Source organism: Achromobacter arsenitoxydans SY8, assembly GCF_000236785.1.
GTDB lineage: Bacteria > Pseudomonadota > Gammaproteobacteria > Burkholderiales > Burkholderiaceae_B > Achromobacter > Achromobacter arsenitoxydans.
Genome location: NZ_AGUF01000035.1, coordinates 1 through 19789 on the forward strand (window position 1 = coordinate 1; position 19789 = coordinate 19789).

Annotated in this window: 18 protein-coding genes; 11 read left to right on the plus strand and 7 right to left on the minus strand. The window is 68.1% G+C overall.

The features are described 5' to 3' along the window. On the minus strand, positions 1-816 hold an 816-nt coding region (locus KYC_RS08150), incomplete at its 3' end, for a LysR family transcriptional regulator (RefSeq protein ID WP_008160834.1). A gap of 68 nt (positions 817-884) precedes the next feature. On the opposite strand from KYC_RS08150, the gene KYC_RS08155 reads away from it, so the two are divergent. The 4 genes from KYC_RS08155 to KYC_RS08170 are packed head-to-tail and all read left to right on the plus strand — an operon-like array spanning position 885 to position 5329. Beyond that, entirely contained in the window at positions 885-2522 is a 1638-nt protein-coding gene (locus tag KYC_RS08155; protein ID WP_274428492.1) for an ATP-dependent acyl-CoA ligase, read from the plus strand. Between the two features lie 37 nt (positions 2523-2559). Continuing rightward, entirely contained in the window at positions 2560-3873 is a 1314-nt protein-coding gene (locus KYC_RS08160) for an MFS transporter (RefSeq protein ID WP_008160836.1), read from the plus strand. After that, positions 3870-5018: a thiolase family protein gene (locus KYC_RS08165; protein WP_008160837.1), complete on the plus strand. Its 1149-nt coding sequence runs from the start codon at positions 3870-3872 to the stop codon at positions 5016-5018. The genes KYC_RS08160 and KYC_RS08165 overlap by 4 nt, the downstream gene beginning before the upstream one ends. Then, positions 5015-5329 (plus strand): PhlB family protein, encoded by a 315-nt coding sequence (locus KYC_RS08170; RefSeq protein ID WP_008160838.1) that lies wholly within the window; start codon positions 5015-5017, stop codon positions 5327-5329. Before KYC_RS08165 ends, KYC_RS08170 begins: the two co-directional genes overlap by 4 nt. 31 nt (positions 5330-5360) lie before the next feature. On the opposite strand, the gene KYC_RS08175 is transcribed toward KYC_RS08170, so the two are convergent. Beyond that, positions 5361-6197 carry a TlpA family protein disulfide reductase gene (locus KYC_RS08175; protein WP_008160840.1) on the minus strand — a complete coding sequence of 279 codons (837 nt, stop codon included), beginning with the start codon at positions 6195-6197 and terminating at the stop codon, positions 5361-5363. 192 nt (positions 6198-6389) lie between these two features. On the opposite strand from KYC_RS08175, the gene KYC_RS08180 reads away from it, so the two are divergent. From KYC_RS08180 to KYC_RS08200, 5 genes are all read left to right on the plus strand, one after another. Next, positions 6390-7181, plus strand: a complete 792-nt coding sequence (locus KYC_RS08180) for an amino acid ABC transporter substrate-binding protein (protein ID WP_008160842.1) — start codon at positions 6390-6392, stop codon at positions 7179-7181. Between the two features lie 130 nt (positions 7182-7311). Further along, on the plus strand, positions 7312-7965 hold the full coding sequence (locus tag KYC_RS08185; protein WP_008160844.1) for an amino acid ABC transporter permease: 654 nt from the start codon (positions 7312-7314) through the stop codon (positions 7963-7965). A gap of 31 nt (positions 7966-7996) precedes the next feature. Next, the gene (locus tag KYC_RS08190; RefSeq protein ID WP_043517911.1) at positions 7997-8749 is read left to right on the plus strand and encodes an amino acid ABC transporter ATP-binding protein; all 753 of its coding nucleotides are present in this window, start codon (positions 7997-7999) and stop codon (positions 8747-8749) included. Positions 8750-8813: 64 nt separating this feature from the next. Continuing rightward, positions 8814-9455, plus strand: a complete 642-nt coding sequence (locus KYC_RS08195) for an ABC transporter ATP-binding protein (RefSeq protein WP_008160847.1) — start codon at positions 8814-8816, stop codon at positions 9453-9455. Further along, the gene (locus KYC_RS08200) at positions 9446-10261 is read left to right on the plus strand and encodes an ABC transporter permease (protein ID WP_008160849.1); all 816 of its coding nucleotides are present in this window, start codon (positions 9446-9448) and stop codon (positions 10259-10261) included. Before KYC_RS08195 ends, KYC_RS08200 begins: the two co-directional genes overlap by 10 nt. 128 nt (positions 10262-10389) lie before the next feature. Here KYC_RS08200 and KYC_RS08205 read toward each other — a convergent pair whose 3' ends face one another. Further along, positions 10390-12618, minus strand: coding sequence for an NADP-dependent isocitrate dehydrogenase (locus KYC_RS08205; RefSeq protein ID WP_008160852.1), 2229 nt, complete (start codon positions 12616-12618; stop codon positions 10390-10392). Between the two features lie 477 nt (positions 12619-13095). Between KYC_RS08205 and KYC_RS08210 the strand changes: the two genes are divergently transcribed. After that, complete coding sequence (locus tag KYC_RS08210) at positions 13096-14646, plus strand: winged helix-turn-helix domain-containing protein (protein ID WP_008160854.1); 1551 nt, start codon at positions 13096-13098, stop codon at positions 14644-14646. A 187-nt stretch (positions 14647-14833) separates the two neighbouring features. Then, positions 14834-16405 carry a threonine ammonia-lyase, biosynthetic gene (ilvA, locus tag KYC_RS08215; protein ID WP_008160856.1) on the plus strand — a complete coding sequence of 524 codons (1572 nt, stop codon included), beginning with the start codon at positions 14834-14836 and terminating at the stop codon, positions 16403-16405. A 5-nt stretch (positions 16406-16410) separates the two neighbouring features. Here ilvA and KYC_RS08220 read toward each other — a convergent pair whose 3' ends face one another. The 4 genes from KYC_RS08220 to KYC_RS08235 form a co-directional block, all read right to left on the minus strand. Continuing rightward, positions 16411-17343: a hypothetical protein gene (locus KYC_RS08220; RefSeq protein WP_008160857.1), complete on the minus strand. Its 933-nt coding sequence runs from the start codon at positions 17341-17343 to the stop codon at positions 16411-16413. A gap of 88 nt (positions 17344-17431) precedes the next feature. Further along, complete coding sequence (locus tag KYC_RS08225; protein WP_008160858.1) at positions 17432-18214, minus strand: ABC transporter ATP-binding protein; 783 nt, start codon at positions 18212-18214, stop codon at positions 17432-17434. A gap of 2 nt (positions 18215-18216) precedes the next feature. Further along, a complete protein-coding gene (gene azu / locus KYC_RS08230; RefSeq protein ID WP_008160861.1) occupies positions 18217-18675 on the minus strand; it encodes an azurin in 459 nt (152 codons plus the stop codon). 31 nt (positions 18676-18706) lie between these two features. Further along, positions 18707-19789: a FecCD family ABC transporter permease gene (locus tag KYC_RS08235; protein ID WP_008160864.1), complete on the minus strand. Its 1083-nt coding sequence runs from the start codon at positions 19787-19789 to the stop codon at positions 18707-18709.

The following is a 19789-nucleotide window of genomic DNA, read 5'->3' on the forward strand; positions in this document are numbered from 1 at the left end:
CACGGTGACGCACAGCGGGGGCAGGGCAATGGGCAGGGGCCGTACCTCGAACGCATTGTCGTGGTTGAACCAGACGGCGGCGCGATAGGGCAGCGTCACGGCCAGGTCCGTGCGCCGGACGATCTCGGCCGCGGCCGAAAAGTGCGGCAGGGTCAGATACTGCTGGCGGTGCAGCCCGGCTTCCGCCAGCACATCGTCGAGCAGGCGGTGTGCGCTGGCGCGCGAGGCCACCAGAATGTGGTCCAGTCGCTTGTATTGGCCGCGGGTCAGTCCCGCGGCCAGGATCGGATGGCCGCGCCGCCCCATGCAGGCATAGCGCTCGCTGAAGAGATCCGCGTGGCAGGTGTGACGGCCCAGCCCCGCCAGATTGCCGATGGCCAGGTCCACGGCGCCATCCTTGAGCGCCTGCGGCAGATCCTCTAGCGCCACTTCGCGGACCTCGATTTGCAGACGGGGCGCTTGCGCATGCACGCGCTCCATCAGCGGCGGCAGGAACACCATTTCGCCGATGTCCGACATGGAAAGCTGGAAGCGGCGCGCGCTGGTGGCGGGCTCGAACCGCTGACGGAGGCTGACCGCCTCGGCAAAGCTGTTCATGCCGCGCTCGATGGGATCGGCCAGCGCAAACGCGACGGGCGTGGGCTGCATGCCGGACGTCGTGCGCAGGAACAGCGGATCGCCGAATTGCTCGCGCAGGCGGGCCAGCGCGTAGCTGACCGCGGGTTGTGTCAGGTTCAGCCGCTGTGCCGCGCGCGTCACGCTGCGTTCATGCAGCACCGTCAGGAAAACCCGCATGAGATTCAAGTCGAAGTCCATGCATGCCCTTGATATGAATGACATTTATAAGCCGAATAATAGCCATAAATTTGACACATAAATAGTTGATTCCTAGACTAAATTCAGAAGGCCTAGGTAGCGCTTGCCGACGGCCGCACAACAGGGGAAGCGTCGTCATGCCGTTGACATTGCCGTCGTTGTTGCAGGAACAGGGCGCCCGACTGGGCGAGCGTGTGTGGGTGCAGGCGCCAGGCGGCAGCCTGCGCTATGCGGATGCGGCCGCGCACGCGGCGCAGTGGGCGGCGCGCCTCGCATCGGCGGGGATCCGCCGCGGCGACCGTGTCGGCCTGATGGCCGGCAACCGCATTGAATTCCTGTCGATAGTGCTGGGCTGCGGCTGGCTGGGCGCGGTGGTCGTGCCCATCAACACCGCCTCGCGCGGGATGCAGTTGCAACACATCCTGGCCAATAGCGGCTGTGCGCTGGTGGTTGCGGACGAGGCGTCCTGTCCCGCGCTGTCGGCGCTGGACAGCGCGTCGCTCGCCGTGCAACGCATCTGGCTGCTGGACGCGGCCGCGGACACGACGGGCTTGCCCGCGCCGGCCAGCGAGCCGCCTGCCGAGGCCGCCCAGCCCTTACCGGCGGCGGCCGATGTCGCGCCTGGCGACACGCTTGCCATTCTGTACACCTCGGGCACGTCGGGGCTGTCCAAGGGCGTTTGCTGTCCCCATGCCCAGTTCTATTGGTGGGGCAGGATCGCCGCGCGCAACCTTGAGATCACGCCGGACGACGTGCTCTACACCAGCCTGCCTCTCTTTCACACCAACGCGCTGAACGCCTGTTTCCAGGCGCTGGTGACCGGCGCGCGCATCATCTGCGACGAGCGCTTTTCGGCCAGCCGTTACTTCGACCGGCTGAAGGACTGCGGCGCGACGGTGACCTATCTGCTGGGCGCGATGGTGCCGATGCTGCTGACGCGCGAACCGTCGGGCGCCGAGCGCCGCCACCGGACGCGCATCGCATTGGCGCCGGGCGTGCCCGAACGCTTTCACGCGGTTTTTGCGGAACGCACGGGCATTGCGCTGTTGGAGGGCTACGGGTCCACCGAGACCAATTTCGCGCTGGGCGGCACGCTGGCCGGGCAGCGCGCGGGCAGCATGGGCCGGGTCGCGCCGGAGTTCGACGCCATGGTGGCCGATGACCAGGACGCTCCGGTGCCGGACGGCGAACCGGGCGAGCTGCTTTTGCGCGCCCGGCCACCGTTCGCCATCGCCACGGGCTACTTCGGCATGGACGACAAGACCGTGCAGGCGTGGCGCAACCTCTGGTTCCACACGGGCGACCGGGTGGTGCGGGATGCGGATGGCTATTTCCGCTTCCTGGACCGCATGAAGGACGCTATTCGCAGGCGGGGCGAAAACATATCGTCGTTCGAGGTGGAGCAGGTGCTGCAGGCCCACCCGGCGGTAGCCGCCGTCGCGGTCTACGCGGTGCATTCAGAGTTGGCCGAGGACGAGGTCATGGCGGCGCTGGTCTACAAAACCGGTCAGGCTATTGCGCCGCAGGCCTTGCTCGACTTCTGCCAGCCGCGCATGCCGTATTTCGCCGTGCCGCGCTATCTGCGCGTCCTGGACGATCTGCCTCGAACCGAGAACGGCAAGGTCCGCAAGTTCCGCTTGCGGGAGGAAGGCATCACCGGCGACACCTGGGACCGGGACGCCGCCGGCTATCGCGTGGCGCGCTAGGCGCCATTTGATCCATGCAAGCAGACAAGGGGCGGCAATGACGATGGCATACAAGGGGGCGGCGGTGTCCGCCGGCGAGGATGCGCGCAGGAAGCGCACGCGGCGGGTGGTGATGGCCTCTGTCGCGGGCAATGCGATGGAGTGGTATGACTTCTTCATCTACGGCACCGCAGCGGCGCTGGTGTTCGGCGAGCTCTTCTTTCCCAAGGGAACCGACCCCTTGCTGGGCACGATGGGCGCGTTCGCGGGCTTTGCCGTGGGCTTTCTGGCGCGGCCGCTGGGCGGGGTGATCTTCGGCCACATCGGCGACCGCTATGGACGCAAACTGGCGCTGGAGTGGACGCTGGGCCTGATGGGCGCGGCGACCTTCCTGATCGGGCTGTTGCCCACCTATGAACAGGTTGGCTTCTGGGCTCCGGTCGCCATGGTTGTGCTGCGCATCCTGCAGGGGGCCGCGGCGGGCGGGGAATGGGGCGGCGGCGTGCTGCTGATCAGCGAGGCGGTGGGCGGCAAGCGGCGCGGGTACTTCTCGTCATTCAGCCAGTTGGGGGTGGCGGGCGGCTTCGTGCTGTCGTCGGGCGTCTTCATGCTGGCGCAGCAGCTTCCGCAGGAGGCCTTCATGAGCTGGGGATGGCGGCTGCCGTTCCTGTTGAGCGTGCTTATCTTCGGCATCGGGCTATACATCCGCAAGCACATCCCGGAAAGCGACGAATTCGTGCAGGCGGCCAAGACGGCCAAGCGCGGCATGCCGGCTGTGGAGGTGTTCCGCCGCTATCCGCGCCAGGTCTTCACGGCGATGGGGCTGCGAGTCGCCGAGAACGGAGGCTCGTACATTTTCCTGGCGTTCGCGCTGGCGTACGGCAAGTTCCTGGGCATACCCAATGACGTCATGCTTGGCGGCGTGCTGTTGTCCATGTTCATTGAACTGGGCACGCTGGTGTGGTTCGGCCACCTGTCCGACCGCATCGGGCGCCGGACGGTATATCTGATCGGCTCGGTGGGCCTGATGCTGGTGGCTTTTCCGTTTTTCTGGATGGTGCAGACGAAGGCGCCGCTGTGGATCTTCCTGGCGTTCTTCCTGGGCAATACCGTCTGCCATGCGGCCATGATCGGCACCCAGCCGGCGTATTTTGCCGAGCTGTTTCCGGCCGAGGTCCGATATACCGGACTGGCGCTGGGTCATGAACTGGCGTCTGTGTTCGCGGGCGGCCTGTCGCCGCTGATCGCAATGGCGCTGCTTCGCAAGTACGAATCGGCGACGCCGGTGGCGTGGTTCCTGGTCGGTATGGCGGCCATCACGGTGCTCACGCTGCTGCTGACGCGCGAACCTGCGCGGCAGGCCGAGGCATGAGCCGGGATTGCGGCCCCGGCATCGTCGCGGTCGGAGAAACGCCGTCGCTGCGTCATCCGGGCCCGGATTGCAGCACGGCGGCGCTGATGGCGCGGGCCATCGGCGAGGCGCTTGCCAGCGCCGGCCTGACGGCCGCTCAGGTGGACGGACTGGGCGTGGCCTCGTTCACGTTGCGTCCGGACCGGGCGATCGACCTGGCCTGGCGGCTGGGGCTGCGCTTGACCTGGTGCCAGCAGGACGAGATGGGGGGCGCCAGCGCGATCAATATGCTGCGCCAGGCTTGGCTCGCGTTGCAGGCGGGGCAGGCCGAAGCGATTGTGCTGGTGGCGGGAGACCACTTCACCGGCGAGGATTTCGCGGGGCTGGTGCGGGGCTACAACCGCAGCGCGCAGGACTATCTCAGCCCCTTGGGCTGCGCCGGTCCGAATCCGCTGTTCGCCATGGTGACGCAACGCCAGATGGATCGCACGGGATTGGGGCGGGAAGACTATGGCCGGCTATGCGTTGCGCAGCGCGCCTGGGCGTCGGCCAATCCCAATGCCGCTTATCGGCAGCCCCTGACGCTGGCGCAGTACCTGGAGGCGCCGATGGTGGCGCCGCCGCTCGGCCGCCTGGACTGCGTGCCGGTGGTCAGCGGGGCCTGCGCCCTGGTGCTGCGGGCCCGGCCCGATGGCGTGCACGTGCGCCTGGCGGCTAGCGACGCGCGCTACAACTGGGACCAGCAGGAAGGCGATGGCCTTCAGACTGGCATTGCCGATTTCGCACCGGGACTGTGGCGGCAGGCGGGCGTGGGGCCGCAGGAGATGGACGTGGTGAGCGTCTATGACGACTATCCCGCCATGGCGCTGGCGCAGCTGTGCGACTTGGGCCTGGCTAGCGCGGACGACCTGCCGGCGTTCATCGCAAGCCGGATCGCCACGCGCGCTTTGCCGGTCAATACGGCGGGCGGCCAGCTATCGGCGGGGCAGGCGGGAACGGCGGGCGGCATGCACGGCCTTGTGGAAGTTGCGCGACAGTTGCTCGGCCGGGCGGGGGACAGGCAATTGGCGGGGGTGCGGCACGGCGTCGCGACGGGTTACGGCATGGTGCAACTGCGCTACGGCATGTGCGCCAACGCGGCGGTGCTGGCCAGGGAGGAGCCATGAGCGTCAACGTCAGCCAGTGCGGCGTCTGCGGGCGCCGCGTCTATCCGGCCCGGCTGTGGTGTCCAGCCTGCGGCCATGACCGGTCGCTGTCGGTTCCGGTGGATCAGGCGGAAATCCAGGCGTGGACCACAGCCGTCGACCCGGTCGCGGATTTACCCGTCGTGATCGCGACGGTGCGGGCCCTCCCGGAAGGGCCGATCCTGGTCGTGCGGGTTGAAGAAACGCCGTCGCATGCCGGGCAGCGGGTCAGCTTGGTCGAACGGCAGAGCAACGGGCGGCTTTTGCCCTGGGCGCGGATCTTGCCGGCCTGATCCGCCGGGCGGCCGGCCGCGGCGTGCGCGGCTATCGGGAGCCGGCCTCGGACCGGATCGCCTTCACCCGCTGTGCCAGCGTGGCCGCGGACAGTTCGCCCACGCGCAGCTCCACAAGGCGCCCCTCGGCGTCCAGAAACAGGGTGGCCGGCAGGCCGCTGTTGCTGAGCTTGCGGGACGCGTCGCTGCCGGGGTCGCGCAGCACGTTTTGCAGCCCCGGCGCGTGCTCCTGCAGATACCGCGCAATGTCGGGCGACGCTTCGCCCTGGTTCAGGAAAACGAAATGCACGTCGGGATTGGCCGCCTGCGCGCGGGCGAAGGCCGGCATTTCGCGGCGGCACGGCGGGCACCAGCTTGCCCACAGATTGATCACAGCGGGCTTGCCCTGAAAGGCGGACAGGGCGGACGGCGCGCCGTCCAGCGCCTGCAATTGCAGTTCGGCCAGTGCGGGCGCGGGCTGGTCGGCGGGCGCCAGCAGCCGCCCGCCGACCAGCCACGCCAGGGTGGCAAGGGCCAAAGCGCCCAACACGGCCGGCCGGGGCGCCGCGCGCCGCAGCAGGGCGGCCGCGCCATAGATCCAGGCCGCCGCCAGCCCCGGGATGCCGGACCAGCCGCCATCGCGCAGGTCGAGGGTGCCCAGGGGGTTTTGCGCGTAGTGGTCGCGGTATTCCCACACAAAAGCCAGTCGCGCGGCGACCAGGCCGGCGATCAGGGCGCCCCACAGGACGCCGGACACGTCGGGGCGGCGGTCGGGCCGGGGTCTGCGGTCCAGGAAGCGGGCGGCAAGCAGGCCGAGGGCCGCGGCGGCGACCAGCACCGCGAGTTCGGACGGGAACACCAGGGGGCCAAGACGGATGGCGGGGGGCATGCAAAATCCATTCGGGGCAGGGGCCACAGCCTAGCATGCCGCGCCTGCCAGGGCTGGGCCGAGGCAGGCGCCGCGCCGCGCCCTTGCGGCGGCTGCCCGGCACTTCCTGGCAAGAACGCTAAAATACCGGCTCGCGGCTAAATGCCCAGCCTTTCCGGCATTCTTCATTCTGCGCCCGGCGCACCCACAACGATGAAAAAACTGACTGCTGTACTTCTTGTGTCCGCAACCTCGCTGCTGACGGCCTGCGGCCCCAGCGACAACGCGCCCGCCGCGGGCGCCCAGGCGCCGGCCGCCGCCAAGAAGGTCGTCGTCGGCCTGGACGACAACTTCCCGCCCATGGGTTTCCGCGACGCCAGCAATCAGATCGTCGGCTTTGACATCGACATGGCCAAGGAAGCCAGCAAGCGCCTGGGCCTGGAAGTGGAATTCAAGCCGATCGACTGGAGCGCCAAGGAAGCCGAACTCAACGGCAAGCGCGTCGACGTGCTGTGGAACGGCCTGACCATCACCGAAGAGCGCAAGAAGAACATCAGCTTCACCGCGCCCTACATGGCCAACCACCAGATCATCATCGTGGGCAACAATTCGCCCGTGAAGGTCAAGAACGATCTGGCCGGCAAGGTTGTCGGCGCACAGGACGGCAGCAGCGCCACCGACGCCATCGCCAAGGACCCGGTTGCCGCCCAGATCAAGGAAGTCAAGAAGTTCGGCGACAACGTCACCGCCCTGATGGATCTGGCTGCCGGCCGCCTGGACGCCATCGTGGTCGATGAAGTGGTGGGCCGCTACCTGATCAGCAAGCGCCCGGGCGAGTACCGCGTGCTGGACGAGAACTTCGGCACGGAAGACTACGGCGTCGGCGTGCGCAAGGACGACACCGAGCTGCTGGGCAAGCTGGACAAGACGCTGGATTCGATGAAGCAGGACGGCACCGCCGGCCGCATCGCCACCCAGTGGTTCGGCGCCAACATCATCAAGTAAGCGGCCGGCGCCCGCGCCCGGCAGGCCGGGGCGCCTGCCCGTGCAGCAGTCCCGCAGCCCGCCGCGGCGCCGCAAGGCCAGGCGGGCTTGCCCATGATTCCCTCTTGCCCACGCGGCGCGAACCCACTGCATGGACTACGTACTCTCCCTCCTGGGACCATTGGCGCAAGGCGCGCAAGTGACCTTGACGCTGTTTTTCATCACGCTGGCGCTGGCCGTGCCGCTGGGGCTGGTGCTGGCCCTGGCGCGCATTTCCAAGTGGCCGCTGCTGAGCCGGCTGGTCAATGGCTACATCTGGCTGATGCGCGGCACGCCGCTCATGCTGCAGATGCTGTTCATCTATTTCGCGCTGCCGTTCGTGCCCGTGATCGGCATCCGGCTGCCCGATTTTCCGGCCGCCGTGGTGGCGTTCGCCCTGAACTACGCGGCCTACTTCGCGGAAATCTTCCGCGCGGGCATCCAGTCGGTCGACCGCGGGCAGTACGAGGGCAGCAAGGTGCTGGGCATGACCTATCTGCAGACGCTGCGCCGCATTGTGCTGCCGCAGATGGTGCAGCGCGTCCTGCCGCCCATGAGCAACGAGACCATCACGCTGGTCAAGGACACGTCGCTGATCTACGTGCTGGCGCTCAACGACATCCTGCGCACGGCGCGCGGCATCGTGCAGCGCGACTTCACGACCACGCCGTTCCTCGTCGCGGCCGCCTTCTATCTTTTGATGACGCTGCTCCTGACGTGGTTCTTCCAGTACATGGAAAAGCGCTATGCCAAATATGACCAGTAATTCCACGGCCGGGCAGGACGCGCGGCCCGTCATGATCGAAGCCCGCAACATCATCAAGTCGTTCGGCAACAACCGCGTGCTGGACGATGTGTCCCTGACGCTGGGCCAGGGCGAAGTCGTCGCGGTGATCGGCCCGTCGGGTTCGGGCAAGAGCACCTTCCTGCGCTGCCTGAACCACCTGGAAACCATCGACGAAGGCAGCATCCGCATCGAGGGCGAGACCATGGCCGCCGCCGTTGCCGGCGAGCGCAGCCAGTACGCCAGCGACGCCGACGTGCGCCGCATCTGCCGCAAGATGGGCATGGTGTTCCAGTCGTTCAACCTGTTCCCGCACATGACCGTGCTGCAGAACATCATCGAGGCGCCCATCACCGTCAAGGGCATGGCGCGCGCCGACATCGTGCCCAAGGCCGAGGAACTGCTGCGCAAGGTCGGCCTGCTGAACAAGCGCGACAACTACCCCACGCGCCTGTCCGGCGGCCAGAAGCAGCGCGTGGCCATTGCGCGCGCGCTGGCCATGGAACCCGACATCATGCTGTTCGACGAGCCGACGTCGGCGCTGGACCCGGAACTGACCGGCGAAGTCCTGCGCACCATGAAGCAGCTGGCCGACGAACGCATGACCATGCTGGTCGTCACGCACGAAATGGGCTTTGCGCGCGAAGTGGCGCATCGCGTCATCTTCATGGACGACGGCCGCATCGTCGAGGAAGCGCCGTCGGCCGAGTTCTTCGCCGCGGCGCGCCACGCGCGCAGCCGGGAGTTCCTGGCGCACATGCTCTGATCCGTGCCGACGCTTGCCCAGGACAGCCCGCCTTGCCGCGGGCTTTTCTATATGATCTGTACCCATGCCATCGCACGCCCGTCCCGAATCCGCGATTGAAGCGCCGCCGCTGCTCAGGCTGCGTGGCCTCTACAGCGAACGCCTGGCGCCCGTCAGCCTGGACCTGGCGGCGGGCGAGTGCGCCGCCGTCGTCGGGGCGTCGGGGTCGGGCAAGTCCTTGCTGCTGCGCCAGATCGCCGACCTGGATCCCGGCCATGGCCAGGCCGAGCTGGCCGGACGCCGCCGGTCCGCCATGCGGGGATTCGAATGGCGCCGGCTGGTCGTGTATTGCCAGGCCGAGGCCGGCTGGTGGGACGACCACGTGGCCGCGCACTACACGGATCGCGCTGCCGCGCTGGCCATCATGAGCCGCCTGGGCCTGCCCGACGCCAAGCTGGATGCGCTGGTGCACGAACTGTCGACGGGCGAACGCCAGCGCATGGGACTGGTGCGCGCACTGCTGCAGGCGCCGCGCGTGCTATTGCTGGATGAGCCTACGGCGGCGCTGGACCCGGCCGCAACGGCGCTGGTGGAAGCGGAACTGTTGCGCTACCTGGCGGCTGGCGCCGCGATCCTGCTGGTCACGCACAGCCCCGAGCAGGCCGCGCGACTGGCGCGGCGGTCCTGGCGCATGGCGCAGGGACACATGGAGCCGCTATGGACGTGATCAAGCTGCAGGCGCTGGACCTTGTGATTGCCTCGCTGCTGGTGCTGCTGAGTGCGGGAATCTCGTTTGCGCTGCGCCTGAACCTGCAGCGGCAGGTGCTGTGGGCGGCGGTGCGCACGGTGGTGCAATTGCTGCTGGTCGGCCAGATCCTGCGCATCGTCTTCGCGCATGCCGCGCCCTGGCTGACGGCGCTGGTGGCGGCCGTGATGATGGCGCTGGCGGCCCGCGAGGTGGCGGCCCGGCCCAAGGCGCGGCTGGCCGGGCACGGCAACGGCTGGGTCGGCACGCTGGCGGTGGCGTCCACCACCCTGATCACGGCGATCTTCATCTTGAACACGGCGCTGCGCCCGGATCCCTGGTACGACCCGCGCTACACGATCGCGCTGATCGGCATCGTGCTGGGCAGTGTGCTCAATGCCGCCAGCCTGGCGCTGGACAACATGCTGTCCGGCGTCCGGCGGGAAAGGCTGGGCATCGAGGCCCGCCTGGCGCTGGGCGCGCCCGTGCACCAGGCGTTTTCTTCATTGCTGCGGGAATCCGTTAGGCGCGGCATCGTGCCCAGCATCAACCAGATGTCGGCGGCGGGCATCATCACCTTGCCCGGCATCATGACCGGCCAGATCATCGCGGGTATGGACCCGGTGGACGCCGCCAAGTACCAGATCCTGCTGATGTTCCTGCTGTGCGGCGCCAGCGGCATGGCGGCGATGGGCGCGGCCTACGGGGCCATGCGCCGGCTGACCGACGAGCGTGGACGGCTGCGGCTGGACAGGTTGAAGCCGGGGACGGGCGCGAACCGCAAGTGATCGGTCAGAGGAGGGCTTGCAGGCCCTTGTCGGCAAGAATGTTCAGCAAATAAAAAAGCCGGCAGTCCGTAAAGGAACTGCCGGCTTTTCCATTGGGACCGGCTTTCACCGGCCCGCAAGGCAGGGCTTTAGGCGATCGAGGCCAGCACCTTGTTCAGCGTGGCGCTGGGGCGCATGGCCTGGCTGGCCTTGGCTTCGTTGGGCTGGTAGTAGCCGCCGATGTCGACGGGCTTGCCCTGGGCGGCCTTGAGTTCGTCCAGGATCTTGCCTTCGCCTTCCGAGAACGCGGCCGCGGCGGGTGCGAACTGGGCTGCCAGCGCGCGGTCTTCGGTCTGGGCGGCCAGGGCCTGGGCCCAGTACATCGCCAGGTAGAAATGGCTGCCGCGGTTGTCCAGGCCGCCGACCTTGCGCTCGGGCGACTTGTTTTCGTCCAGGAACTTGGCGGTTGCCAGGTCCAGCGTCTTGGCCAGGATCTGGGCGGTCGGGTTCTTGTACGTGCGGCCCAGGTGGTCCAGGGACTCGGCCAGCGCCATGAATTCACCCAGCGAATCCCAGCGCAGGAAGCCTTCTTCCAGGAATTGCTGCACGTGCTTGGGCGCGGAACCGCCAGCGCCCGTTTCGAACAGGCCGCCGCCGGCGACCAGCGGCACGATCGACAGCATCTTGGCGCTGGTGCCCAGTTCCATGATGGGGAACAGGTCGGTCAGGTAGTCGCGCAGCACGTTGCCGGTGACCGAGATGGTGTCCAGGCCTTCGCGGATGCGCTTGACCGAGAACTTGGTGGCTTCGACGGGGTCGAGGATGCGCAGGTCCAGGCCGCTGGTGTCGTGGTCTTTCAGGTACTGCTTGACCTTGGCGATGACCTGGGCGTCGTGGGCGCGCTTTTCGTCCAGCCAGAAGACGGCGGGCGTCTTGGTGGCGCGGGCGCGGGAAACGGCCAGCTTGACCCAGTCCTGGATCGCGGCGTCCTTGGTCTGGCACATGCGCCAGAGGTCGCCGGCTTCCACGGCCTGCTCAAGCAGCACGGCGCCAGCGGCGTCGGTGACGCGCACGGTGCCTGCGGCGGGGATGACGAAGGTCTTGTTGTGCGAGCCGTATTCCTCGGCGGCCTGGGCCATCAGGCCGACGTTGGGCACGCTGCCCATCGTGACCGGATTGAAGGCGCCGTTGCGCTTGCAGTCGTCGATGACGGCCTGGTAGACGCCCGCGTAGCTGCGGTCGGGAATGACGGCCTTGGCGTCCTGCAGCTTGCCTTCGGCGTTCCACATCTTGCCCGAGTCGCGGATCATGGCGGGCATGGACGCGTCGACGATGACGTCGCTGGGCACGTGCAGGTTGGTGATGCCCTTGTCGGAGTTCACCATGGCCAGCTGCGGCAGCGTCTTGTAGGCGGCGTCGATGTCGGCGGTGATGGCGGCCTGCTGGTCGGCGGGCAGCGACTGGATCTTGGCGTACAGGTCGCCAATGCCGTTGTTTGGGTCGAAACCGGCTTGCTTGAGCGCGTCGGCGTGCTTGGCCAGCACATCCTTGTAGAACACGGACACGACGTGGCCGAAGATGACGGGGTCGGAGACCTTCATCATGGTGGCCTTCAGGTGGACCGAGAACAGCACGCCGTTGGCGCGCGCGTCGTCGATCTGCGCCTGCAGGAAGGACTTGAGCTTGGCGGTCGACAGCACGGCGGCGTCGATGATCTCGCCGGCCTTGACCGGGGTCTTTTCCTTGAGCACGGTCTTCGTGCCGTCGGCGGCGGTCAGCTCGATCTTCACGTCGCCGGCGGCGGCGATCAGGGCCGACTTTTCGGTGCCGTAGAAGTCGCCTTCGCTCATGTGGGCGACGTGCGACTTGGAGTCAGCCGTCCAGGCGCCCATCTTGTGGGGATGCTTGCGGGCGTAGTTCTTGACCGACAGCGGGGCGCGGCGGTCGGAGTTGCCTTCGCGCAGGACCGGGTTCACGGCGCTGCCCTTGACCTTGTCGTAGCGGGCCTTGACGTCGCGCTCGGTGTCATTGGCGGGGGCGTCCGGGTAGTCCGGCAGCTTGTAGCCCTGGTCTTGCAGTTCCTTGATGGCCGCCTTGAGTTGGGGCATCGAGGCGCTGATGTTGGGCAGCTTGATGATGTTGGCTTCGGGCTTGACCGCCAGGCCGCCCAGCTCAGCCAGGGCGTCGGACAGCTTCTGGCTGTCTTCGAGGTAGTCGGGGAACAGGGCGATGATGCGGCCTGCCAGCGAAATGTCGCGGGTCTCGACCGTGATGCCTGCGGGTTTGGCGAATGCCTGGACGATGGGCAGCAGCGAACGGGTTGCAAGTGCCGGAGCTTCGTCGGTGAGGGTATAGATAATCTTCGGAGTAAGAGACATGATCCTTGAATCTGTTCGGCTCAGGCGCTTAACGCGCAAACCCGAACATGCTATGCGGCATGCGCCGGTAGATGTTGTCGAGAGTGGGTTCGTATGGGCGGAGGCGACAGGCCGAGCATCCACCCAACATGACCGCCGCCCGCCCTATTTTTTGACTGGACCGGCCGGCCGATGTTCAGGCCGTATCCTGGTCCGCCTTGGGAAGTGCGGCTGCCACGAACCTTCCATTGTAATACCGTGCTACGCATTGCGCCGCGAAACGTTTCCTATTTGATGCTGGCGTTTGCATATGCTTATGCCATTTATTTGGGGACGCATTGATTTCCGGGTGCAGACAGGGTGGACGCAGCGCTTCCGCGCTGGCCTCCCGTGGCAGGTATCGAATAGCATTGCCGCTTCCTGGCAGTCCTGACGCCTGGACCGGCGCCGATGCGCGGGAGGGCGAGTGTCGTTGGGCGCCATCAGGCGGGAGGGCAGATGCGGTTTGGAGACCTGACATTCGACGAGCGGTTCCGTTACGCGACGGACGGGCAGGGCCGCGTGATTCCATTCACGCCGGCCGAAGCGGCGGCACTGGCGTTGCTGGCCGGCCACGCAGGCGCGATCCTGCCCCGCCAGCGGCTGCTGGACGCCACCCAGCGCGGCGACGCCGACGCGCTGGAGCGCAGCGTGGACCTGCTGATCAACCGGCTGCGCGCCAAGCTGGGCGATTCCGCCCGGGCCCCGCGCTACATCGCCACCAGCTACGGCGAGGGCTATAGCTGGATCGCGGCGGCCGCCCCGGAATTGCCCGAAACGGTGTACGTGGCCATTGGCCCGGTGGCTGGGCCCGAGCGCCTGCGCGGCGACGCGGCGGTCCAGGGCTTTCTTGCCGCGCTGGCCGAAGCCCTGCGCGAACTCCTGCCTGGCGAACGGGGCGTCAGCCTGGAACCGGGCGCCCGCGCCGAGGCGGCGTTTCGTGTGGAAATCGGCCTGCGCCAGGACGACCTGGGCGTGCATTGCGCCGTTGCTCTGCGCGAGGCCGCCGGCGGACAGGCGCTGCGCGCCGACCGTCTGGTGATCCGGCCGGGCGAGGCCCCCAACCTGGGACGCGCCGCCGCCGCGTGCGCCGCGTCAATCAAGAGCGAGATCTGGCGCAATTTGACGCGGGCCCGCGGCGGCCATGCCGGCCCGACCGACGAACCCTTCGAACTGCGCATGCACCGGGCCGCCACGCTGTTGTCGCGCACGCCGCAAAGCTGGCTGGAATCGGCGCACGAACTGGACAAGCTGCGCGCCGAACACCCGGACGATCCGCAGACCGCGCTGATGGACGCGTCCCACCTTTACGCGCGGCTGGTGCTGGATCTTTCCAGCCGGCCGGCGGAACTGGAGCCGCGGATCGAGGCGCTGGTGTTCCAGGCGCTGCCGCACATCCGCGACAATCCCATGCTGATGCTGGCGGCCGCCAAGCTGCTGTGCTTTGTCAGCCGCGATCACCTGGACCTGGCGCAGGCGCTGGCCGAAGAGGCGTTTGCGCAGGGCACGGCCTACGCGTCGGCCTTTGCCGTGCTGGGCCAGCTCAAGCTGAACCGGGGCCTGCTGGCCGAGGCGGTCGAGGATTTCGACCAGGGCATCGAACTGGCCGAGCCGGCTTCCGAGTTCCAGGTGTTCCTGATGGTGCTCAAGTGCACGACCCTGGTGGCGATGGGCGACCGCGCGGCGTCGGAGCAGGCCAACGCCGTGCTGTACCAGACCAAGCCGCTGACGCGCATGCAGCTTGGCCTGTTCCTGTCGCATCCCGACGAGGCCTTGCCGGATGATCTGCGCCTGGCGCTGCTGGGCCTGGATGGCGCGATGCTGCGCCGGCTGCTGGCCCATTACGACTACCTGTTCGTGCGGCGCGTGCCGATCGCGCAAGGGCGCGAGCGCATGTTCCGCGGCATCGTGGCCCACATGGCCAGGCATCGCGCCGGCGAGGGCTTGCCGCCCGAGGTGGCCGCCTCGGCGCCGGGCCTGGCGGACGGGGCCGGCGCCAATGCGATTTGACAAACCGCCGCGCGGGGCGCAAAGTTCATCCCCATGAATTTCCGCGCCGTCCGCATTTCGCTGATTATTACCATCATTCCTGGAATGGTGGGTTAGCGCGCGACCGCAACAGTCACAGCCACCCGCCCCAAGAGGCGGGTTTTTTGTGGCCGCCTCTGCCGGGCAAGCCTACCCAAGCAGAGAAACCATGTCCGCTACACCCCGCACCGACACCCCGGAATTCCAGGCCGGCAACGCCTCGCCCATGGAGTACCTGAGGCAGATCCTGACCGCCCGGGTCTACGACATCGCCCGCGAGACCGAACTGGACCTGGCCCGCGGCCTGTCCGCCCGCCTGGGCAACACCATCCACCTTAAGCGCGAAGACAACCAGCCGGTGTTCTCGTTCAAGGTGCGCGGCGCCTACAACAAGATGCGCAACACGCCGCAGGCCGCGCGCGATCGCGGCGTGATCACCGCATCGGCCGGCAACCATGCACAGGGCGTGGCGATTTCGGCGGCCAAGCTGGGCGTGCGCGCCATCATCGTGGTGCCGCAGACGGCGCCCCAGGTGAAGGTGGACGCGGTGCGCGCGCATGGCGGCCCGACCGTCACGGTGGTGCAGGCGGGCGACTCGTACACCGACGCCTACACCCACGCGCAGAAGCTGGCCCAAGAGCAGGGCCTGACTTTCATCCCGGCGTTCGACGATCCCTATGTGATTGCGGGACAGGGCACGGTGGGCATGGAAATCCTGCGCCAGCACCCGGAGCCGCTGCACGCCATCTTCGTGCCGATCGGCGGCGGCAGCCTGGCGGCGGGCGTGTCCGCCTATGTGAAGGCGGTCAATCCCGGCGTGAAGGTCATCGGCGTGCAGACCGAGGATTCCTGCGCGATGGCGCAGTCGTTGCGCGTGGGCGAGCGCGTCATCCTGGCCGAAGTCGGCCTGTTTTCGGATGGCACGGCGGTCAAGCTGGTGGGTGAGGAAACCTTCCGCCTGTGCCGCGAGTACCTGGATGAAGTGATCCTGGTGGACACGGACGCCGTGTGCGCGGCGATCAAGGACGTGTTCCTGGACACCCGCAGCGTGCTGGAGCCGGCGGGCGCGCTGGCGGTGGCGGGGCTGAAGAAGTACGTGGAGCGCGAAGGCGCGCAGGGGCAGTCGCTGGTGGCAATCACGTCGGGCGCCAACATGAACTTCGACCGCATGCGCTTCGTGGCGGACCGGGCCGAAGTGGGCGAGGCGCGCGAGGCGGTCTTCGCCGTGACGGTGCCCGAAGAGCGCGGCAGCTTCCGGCGCTTCTGCGGCGTGATCGGGCAGCGCAGCGTGACGGAGTTCAACTATCGCATCGCGGACGCGCGCACGGCGCACATCTTTGTGAGCGTGCAAATCTCGCGCCGCGGCGAGGCCGTCGACATCATGGCCGCGCTGCAGGAACAGGGGTTTTCGGCCAGCGACCTGACCCACAACGAGGTGTCCAAGCAGCACATCCGCTACATGGTGGGCGGACGCTCGCCGCTGGCGGGTGGCGAACGCCTGTTCCGCTTCGAGTTTCCCGAGCGTCCGGGCGCGCTGATGAAGTTCCTGTCGGCGATGGCGCCCAATTGGAACATCAGCCTGTTCCACTACCGCAACCAGGGGGCCGACTTCAGTTCCGCGCTGGTGGGCATCCAAGCGCCGGTGGCCGATGACGCGGCGCTCGACGCCTTTCTGCGGCAGCTTGGCTACGCGCACTCCGAGGAAACGGCCAACGAGGCCTACCGCCAGTTCCTGATCTGAAGCGCTCAGCCCGGCGCGCAGCCGGGCTTGCGCGGCAATTCCACGCCGGGCCGCAGCCGCAGCGTGGCGCGGCCCGGCGTCTGGTCCAGCTGCAGGGCGCCGGCGCGCCAGGCCGGCACGTCGTCGAACGCCACATCGGGCTTGCCCGAGAAGCTGCTGCGCGGATCGGGCCGGTTGAATTCGATTGCCGGCAGGCGCAGGCACACGTCCTTGAAGTCGAGCCGCGCCAGCTCGCGTCCGTCGTTCATGCGCACGGCGCGAAACGCCAGCGGGACTGGCACGTGGCGGATGATCTCCGGGTCAAGCTGTTTGTAGCCTTGCGCGTTGGTGACAAGCCTGGCGGGCTTGACAACGACCACGTCGCTGCCAGGCGGGACCGCCAGGAAGGCCACGCCGTCCTGCACGTCCAGCAGCTTGCCCGCGCCCAGGTTCAGCGCCTTGAGCGGCGCGTGGCGGATCATGACGGTTTCGTTCCAAGCCGAATCGACGCGGGTCCATCCGGGCTGGCGGGCGTCCTCGAACCGCGTGCCGCCCACGCGGTCACGCTGCGGCTTGTCGGACAGGGCCACGCGCTGCACGCGCAGCGCGCCATTGACCACCTGCAGGTGCGCCAGCACGCCGCTGGCGCTGGAACTGTTGAAAAACGCCAGCACGGCGTCCGTTTCCAGCGCGCGGGCCGGACCGGGGCAGAAGAAGGCGCGGGCTGCGGGTTCCTTGCCGTCGGGATAGAGCAGGGCGCCGACATCCTTGCCGCACAGCGCCTTGCCCTGGAAGGTGATCGTTGTGCTGCGGGTGTGCTGGCGCTGGCCGGTGTTCCAGTCGCTGCGGCTGCCTGTCGCAACGTCCACGACCAAGCCATGACTGTCGTAAATCACGGCGGCGCCCGCGGGGGCGGCAAACAGGCTGAGTGCAAACGCCATGGCGCGACGGCTCGTCATCGGTGGGCTCCGGGGTATGGCATGAGGGGTAAATATATACCGGCGCCTGAACGTCGCACTCAGGATGCCGGGGGCCGCATGCGCGTGTTCATAGTCCGGCCAGCCCGTCCACATGGACTTGCGCCTGACCCAGCGGACAGCGCTCCACCCGGGCCCGCACGCGATACACGCGGTGCAGGGCGTCGGGCGTCACGACGTGGGCTGGCGGCCCCTCGGCGTCGATCGCGCCCGCGTGCAGCAGCAGCGCATGGTCCGTGTGGCGCAGCGCGATGTTCAGGTCGTGCAGCACCACCAGCGTGATCAGCCGGTGCTGGCGGGTCTGGCGGCGCAGCACGTCCATGACGTGGAATTGGTAGTTCAAGTCCAGCGCGGACAGCGGCTCGTCCAGCAGCAGCAGGCGCGGACGCCGCACCAGGGCCTGGGCCAGCGAGGCCAGCTGCTTCTGGCCGCCGGACAGCTCGTCCAGGTGGCGGCTGGCCAGCGGCGCGATGCCCAGGTCCTCGATGACCGACAGCGCGTCCTGCATCAGCACGTAGCCCGGCTGTCCGTGGCGTCCGGAGCGTGCCGCCACCAGCACGGATTCGAACACCGTCATGTGCACGCCCTTGGGCAGCGCCTGCGGCATGTACATGGCGCGTTCGGCGCGGCGGGCCGGGCTGGCCCGCGCCAGGTCTTCGCCGTCCAGCCGCATTTCCCCGCGCATCGGGGGATGCAGGCCGGCCAGCGTTTTCAGCAGCGTCGATTTGCCGCTGCCGTTGGGTCCCAGCAGGGCGGTGACCGTGCCTTCCGTCATCGGTCCGGCGTTCGCGTCGCGCAGCACCGGTCGCCCGCCGTAGCCGGCGGCCAGCCCCCGGATGAGGAGTTCAGCCATCTTCAGGGCTGCAGCACCAGCGTGCCGCGCATGTGCTGGGCGTGCGCCGGGAACGAGCAGTAATAGGTATAGGACTGGCCCGCGCGCAGGCGGCTTACGGGGAAGGTCACGCTGGCGGTCTCGCCGCCGCCCAGCATGGGCGTCTTGGCCAGGATGCGGCCATCGCCCGGCGCCAGGAACTCATGCTCGGCCCCGGCCTTGATGCCGTCCACCATTACGGCGTCGATGTCCTCGCTGCGGGTCAGCACCCAGTTGTGGCCGGCCTTTTCCTTGCTGTTCTTGCCGGTGTGGATCAGGCGCACGGTGAAGTCCTGGCAGGTCTTGGGCACCACGATGTGGTCGGGGCCGAACTGCTTGCCGGGGCGTCCCTCGACGTCGATGGCGCACTCGGCGCCGGGGGCGGCATGGGCCGCGCCGGCCATCAGCAGGGCGGCAAGCGTGAGCATCGGGCGGAAGGTCATCTGGAAATCTCCTTGTTGGAATGCAGGGCCGTCAGGCGCGCTTGAGCGCGCGCACGACGATGGTGAGAAAGAAGGGAATGCCGACCAGCGAGGTCACGATGCCGACCGGAATGAGCGCGCCGGGCAGCACCGTCTTGGACGCGACGGACGCGAGCGAAAGGATCAGCGCGCCGGCCAGCGCGCTGCCGGGCAGGTAGTAGCGATGGTCCTCGCCCAGCAGCAGGCGGGCGATGTGGGGCGCCACCAGGCCGACGAAGCCGATGGTGCCCACGAAGGAAACCGCCAGCGCCGCCAGCGCGCTGACGCGCAGCAGGCTGACCAGCCGCAGCCGGCGGACATTGATGCCAAAGCTGGCGGCGCGTTCCTCGCCCAGGCGCACCGCGGTGAGCTTCCAGGCGTCGCGCATGGAAAGCGGCAGGGCCAGCGCAAGGGCGGCGGCCATGATCGACACGGTGGTCCAGTTGGCGCGCGCCAGGCTGCCCATAGTCCAGAACACAATGCCTTGCAGGGCTTCCTCGCTGGCGATGAACTGCAGCAACATCACCAGCGCCTGGAACGAGTACACCAGCGCGATGCCGAACAGCACGACGCCCAGCGTCGACCCGCCGCGCCAGCGCGCCACGCGCTCCAGGATCAGCACAGACAGCAGCGTGCTGGCAAAGGCCGACACCGACACCGTCATGCCGGCGGGCACGGCCGGCAGGTGCCAGTCCAGGGTGATGGCCAGTGACGCCCCGAAGGCCGCAGCGGCCGACACGCCCAGCGTGTAGGGACTGGCCAGCGGATTGTCCAGCATGGTCTGCATCTCGGCGCCGCCCAGGCCCAGCGCCACGCCCACCAGCAGCGCCATCAGCGCATACGGCAGCCGGAACTGCCAGACGATGACGCGCGTGCCGGCGCTGGCCGCGTCGGGATGCAGCAGCGTGTCCAGCAAGCCGCCCAGGGAGAGCGAGGCGGGGCCCGTGGCGATGTCGGCCAGCAGGCTGGCAACGATGGCCAACGCCAGCGCGGCGCTGAGCAGCAGGCGCTTGCGGACCGTGCGCCGGTAAGCGGCGATGGCGTCCTCGGGGGCGGCCGCCGGCTCGGCAGGGGCGGTCGTGGCGATATCGGTCAT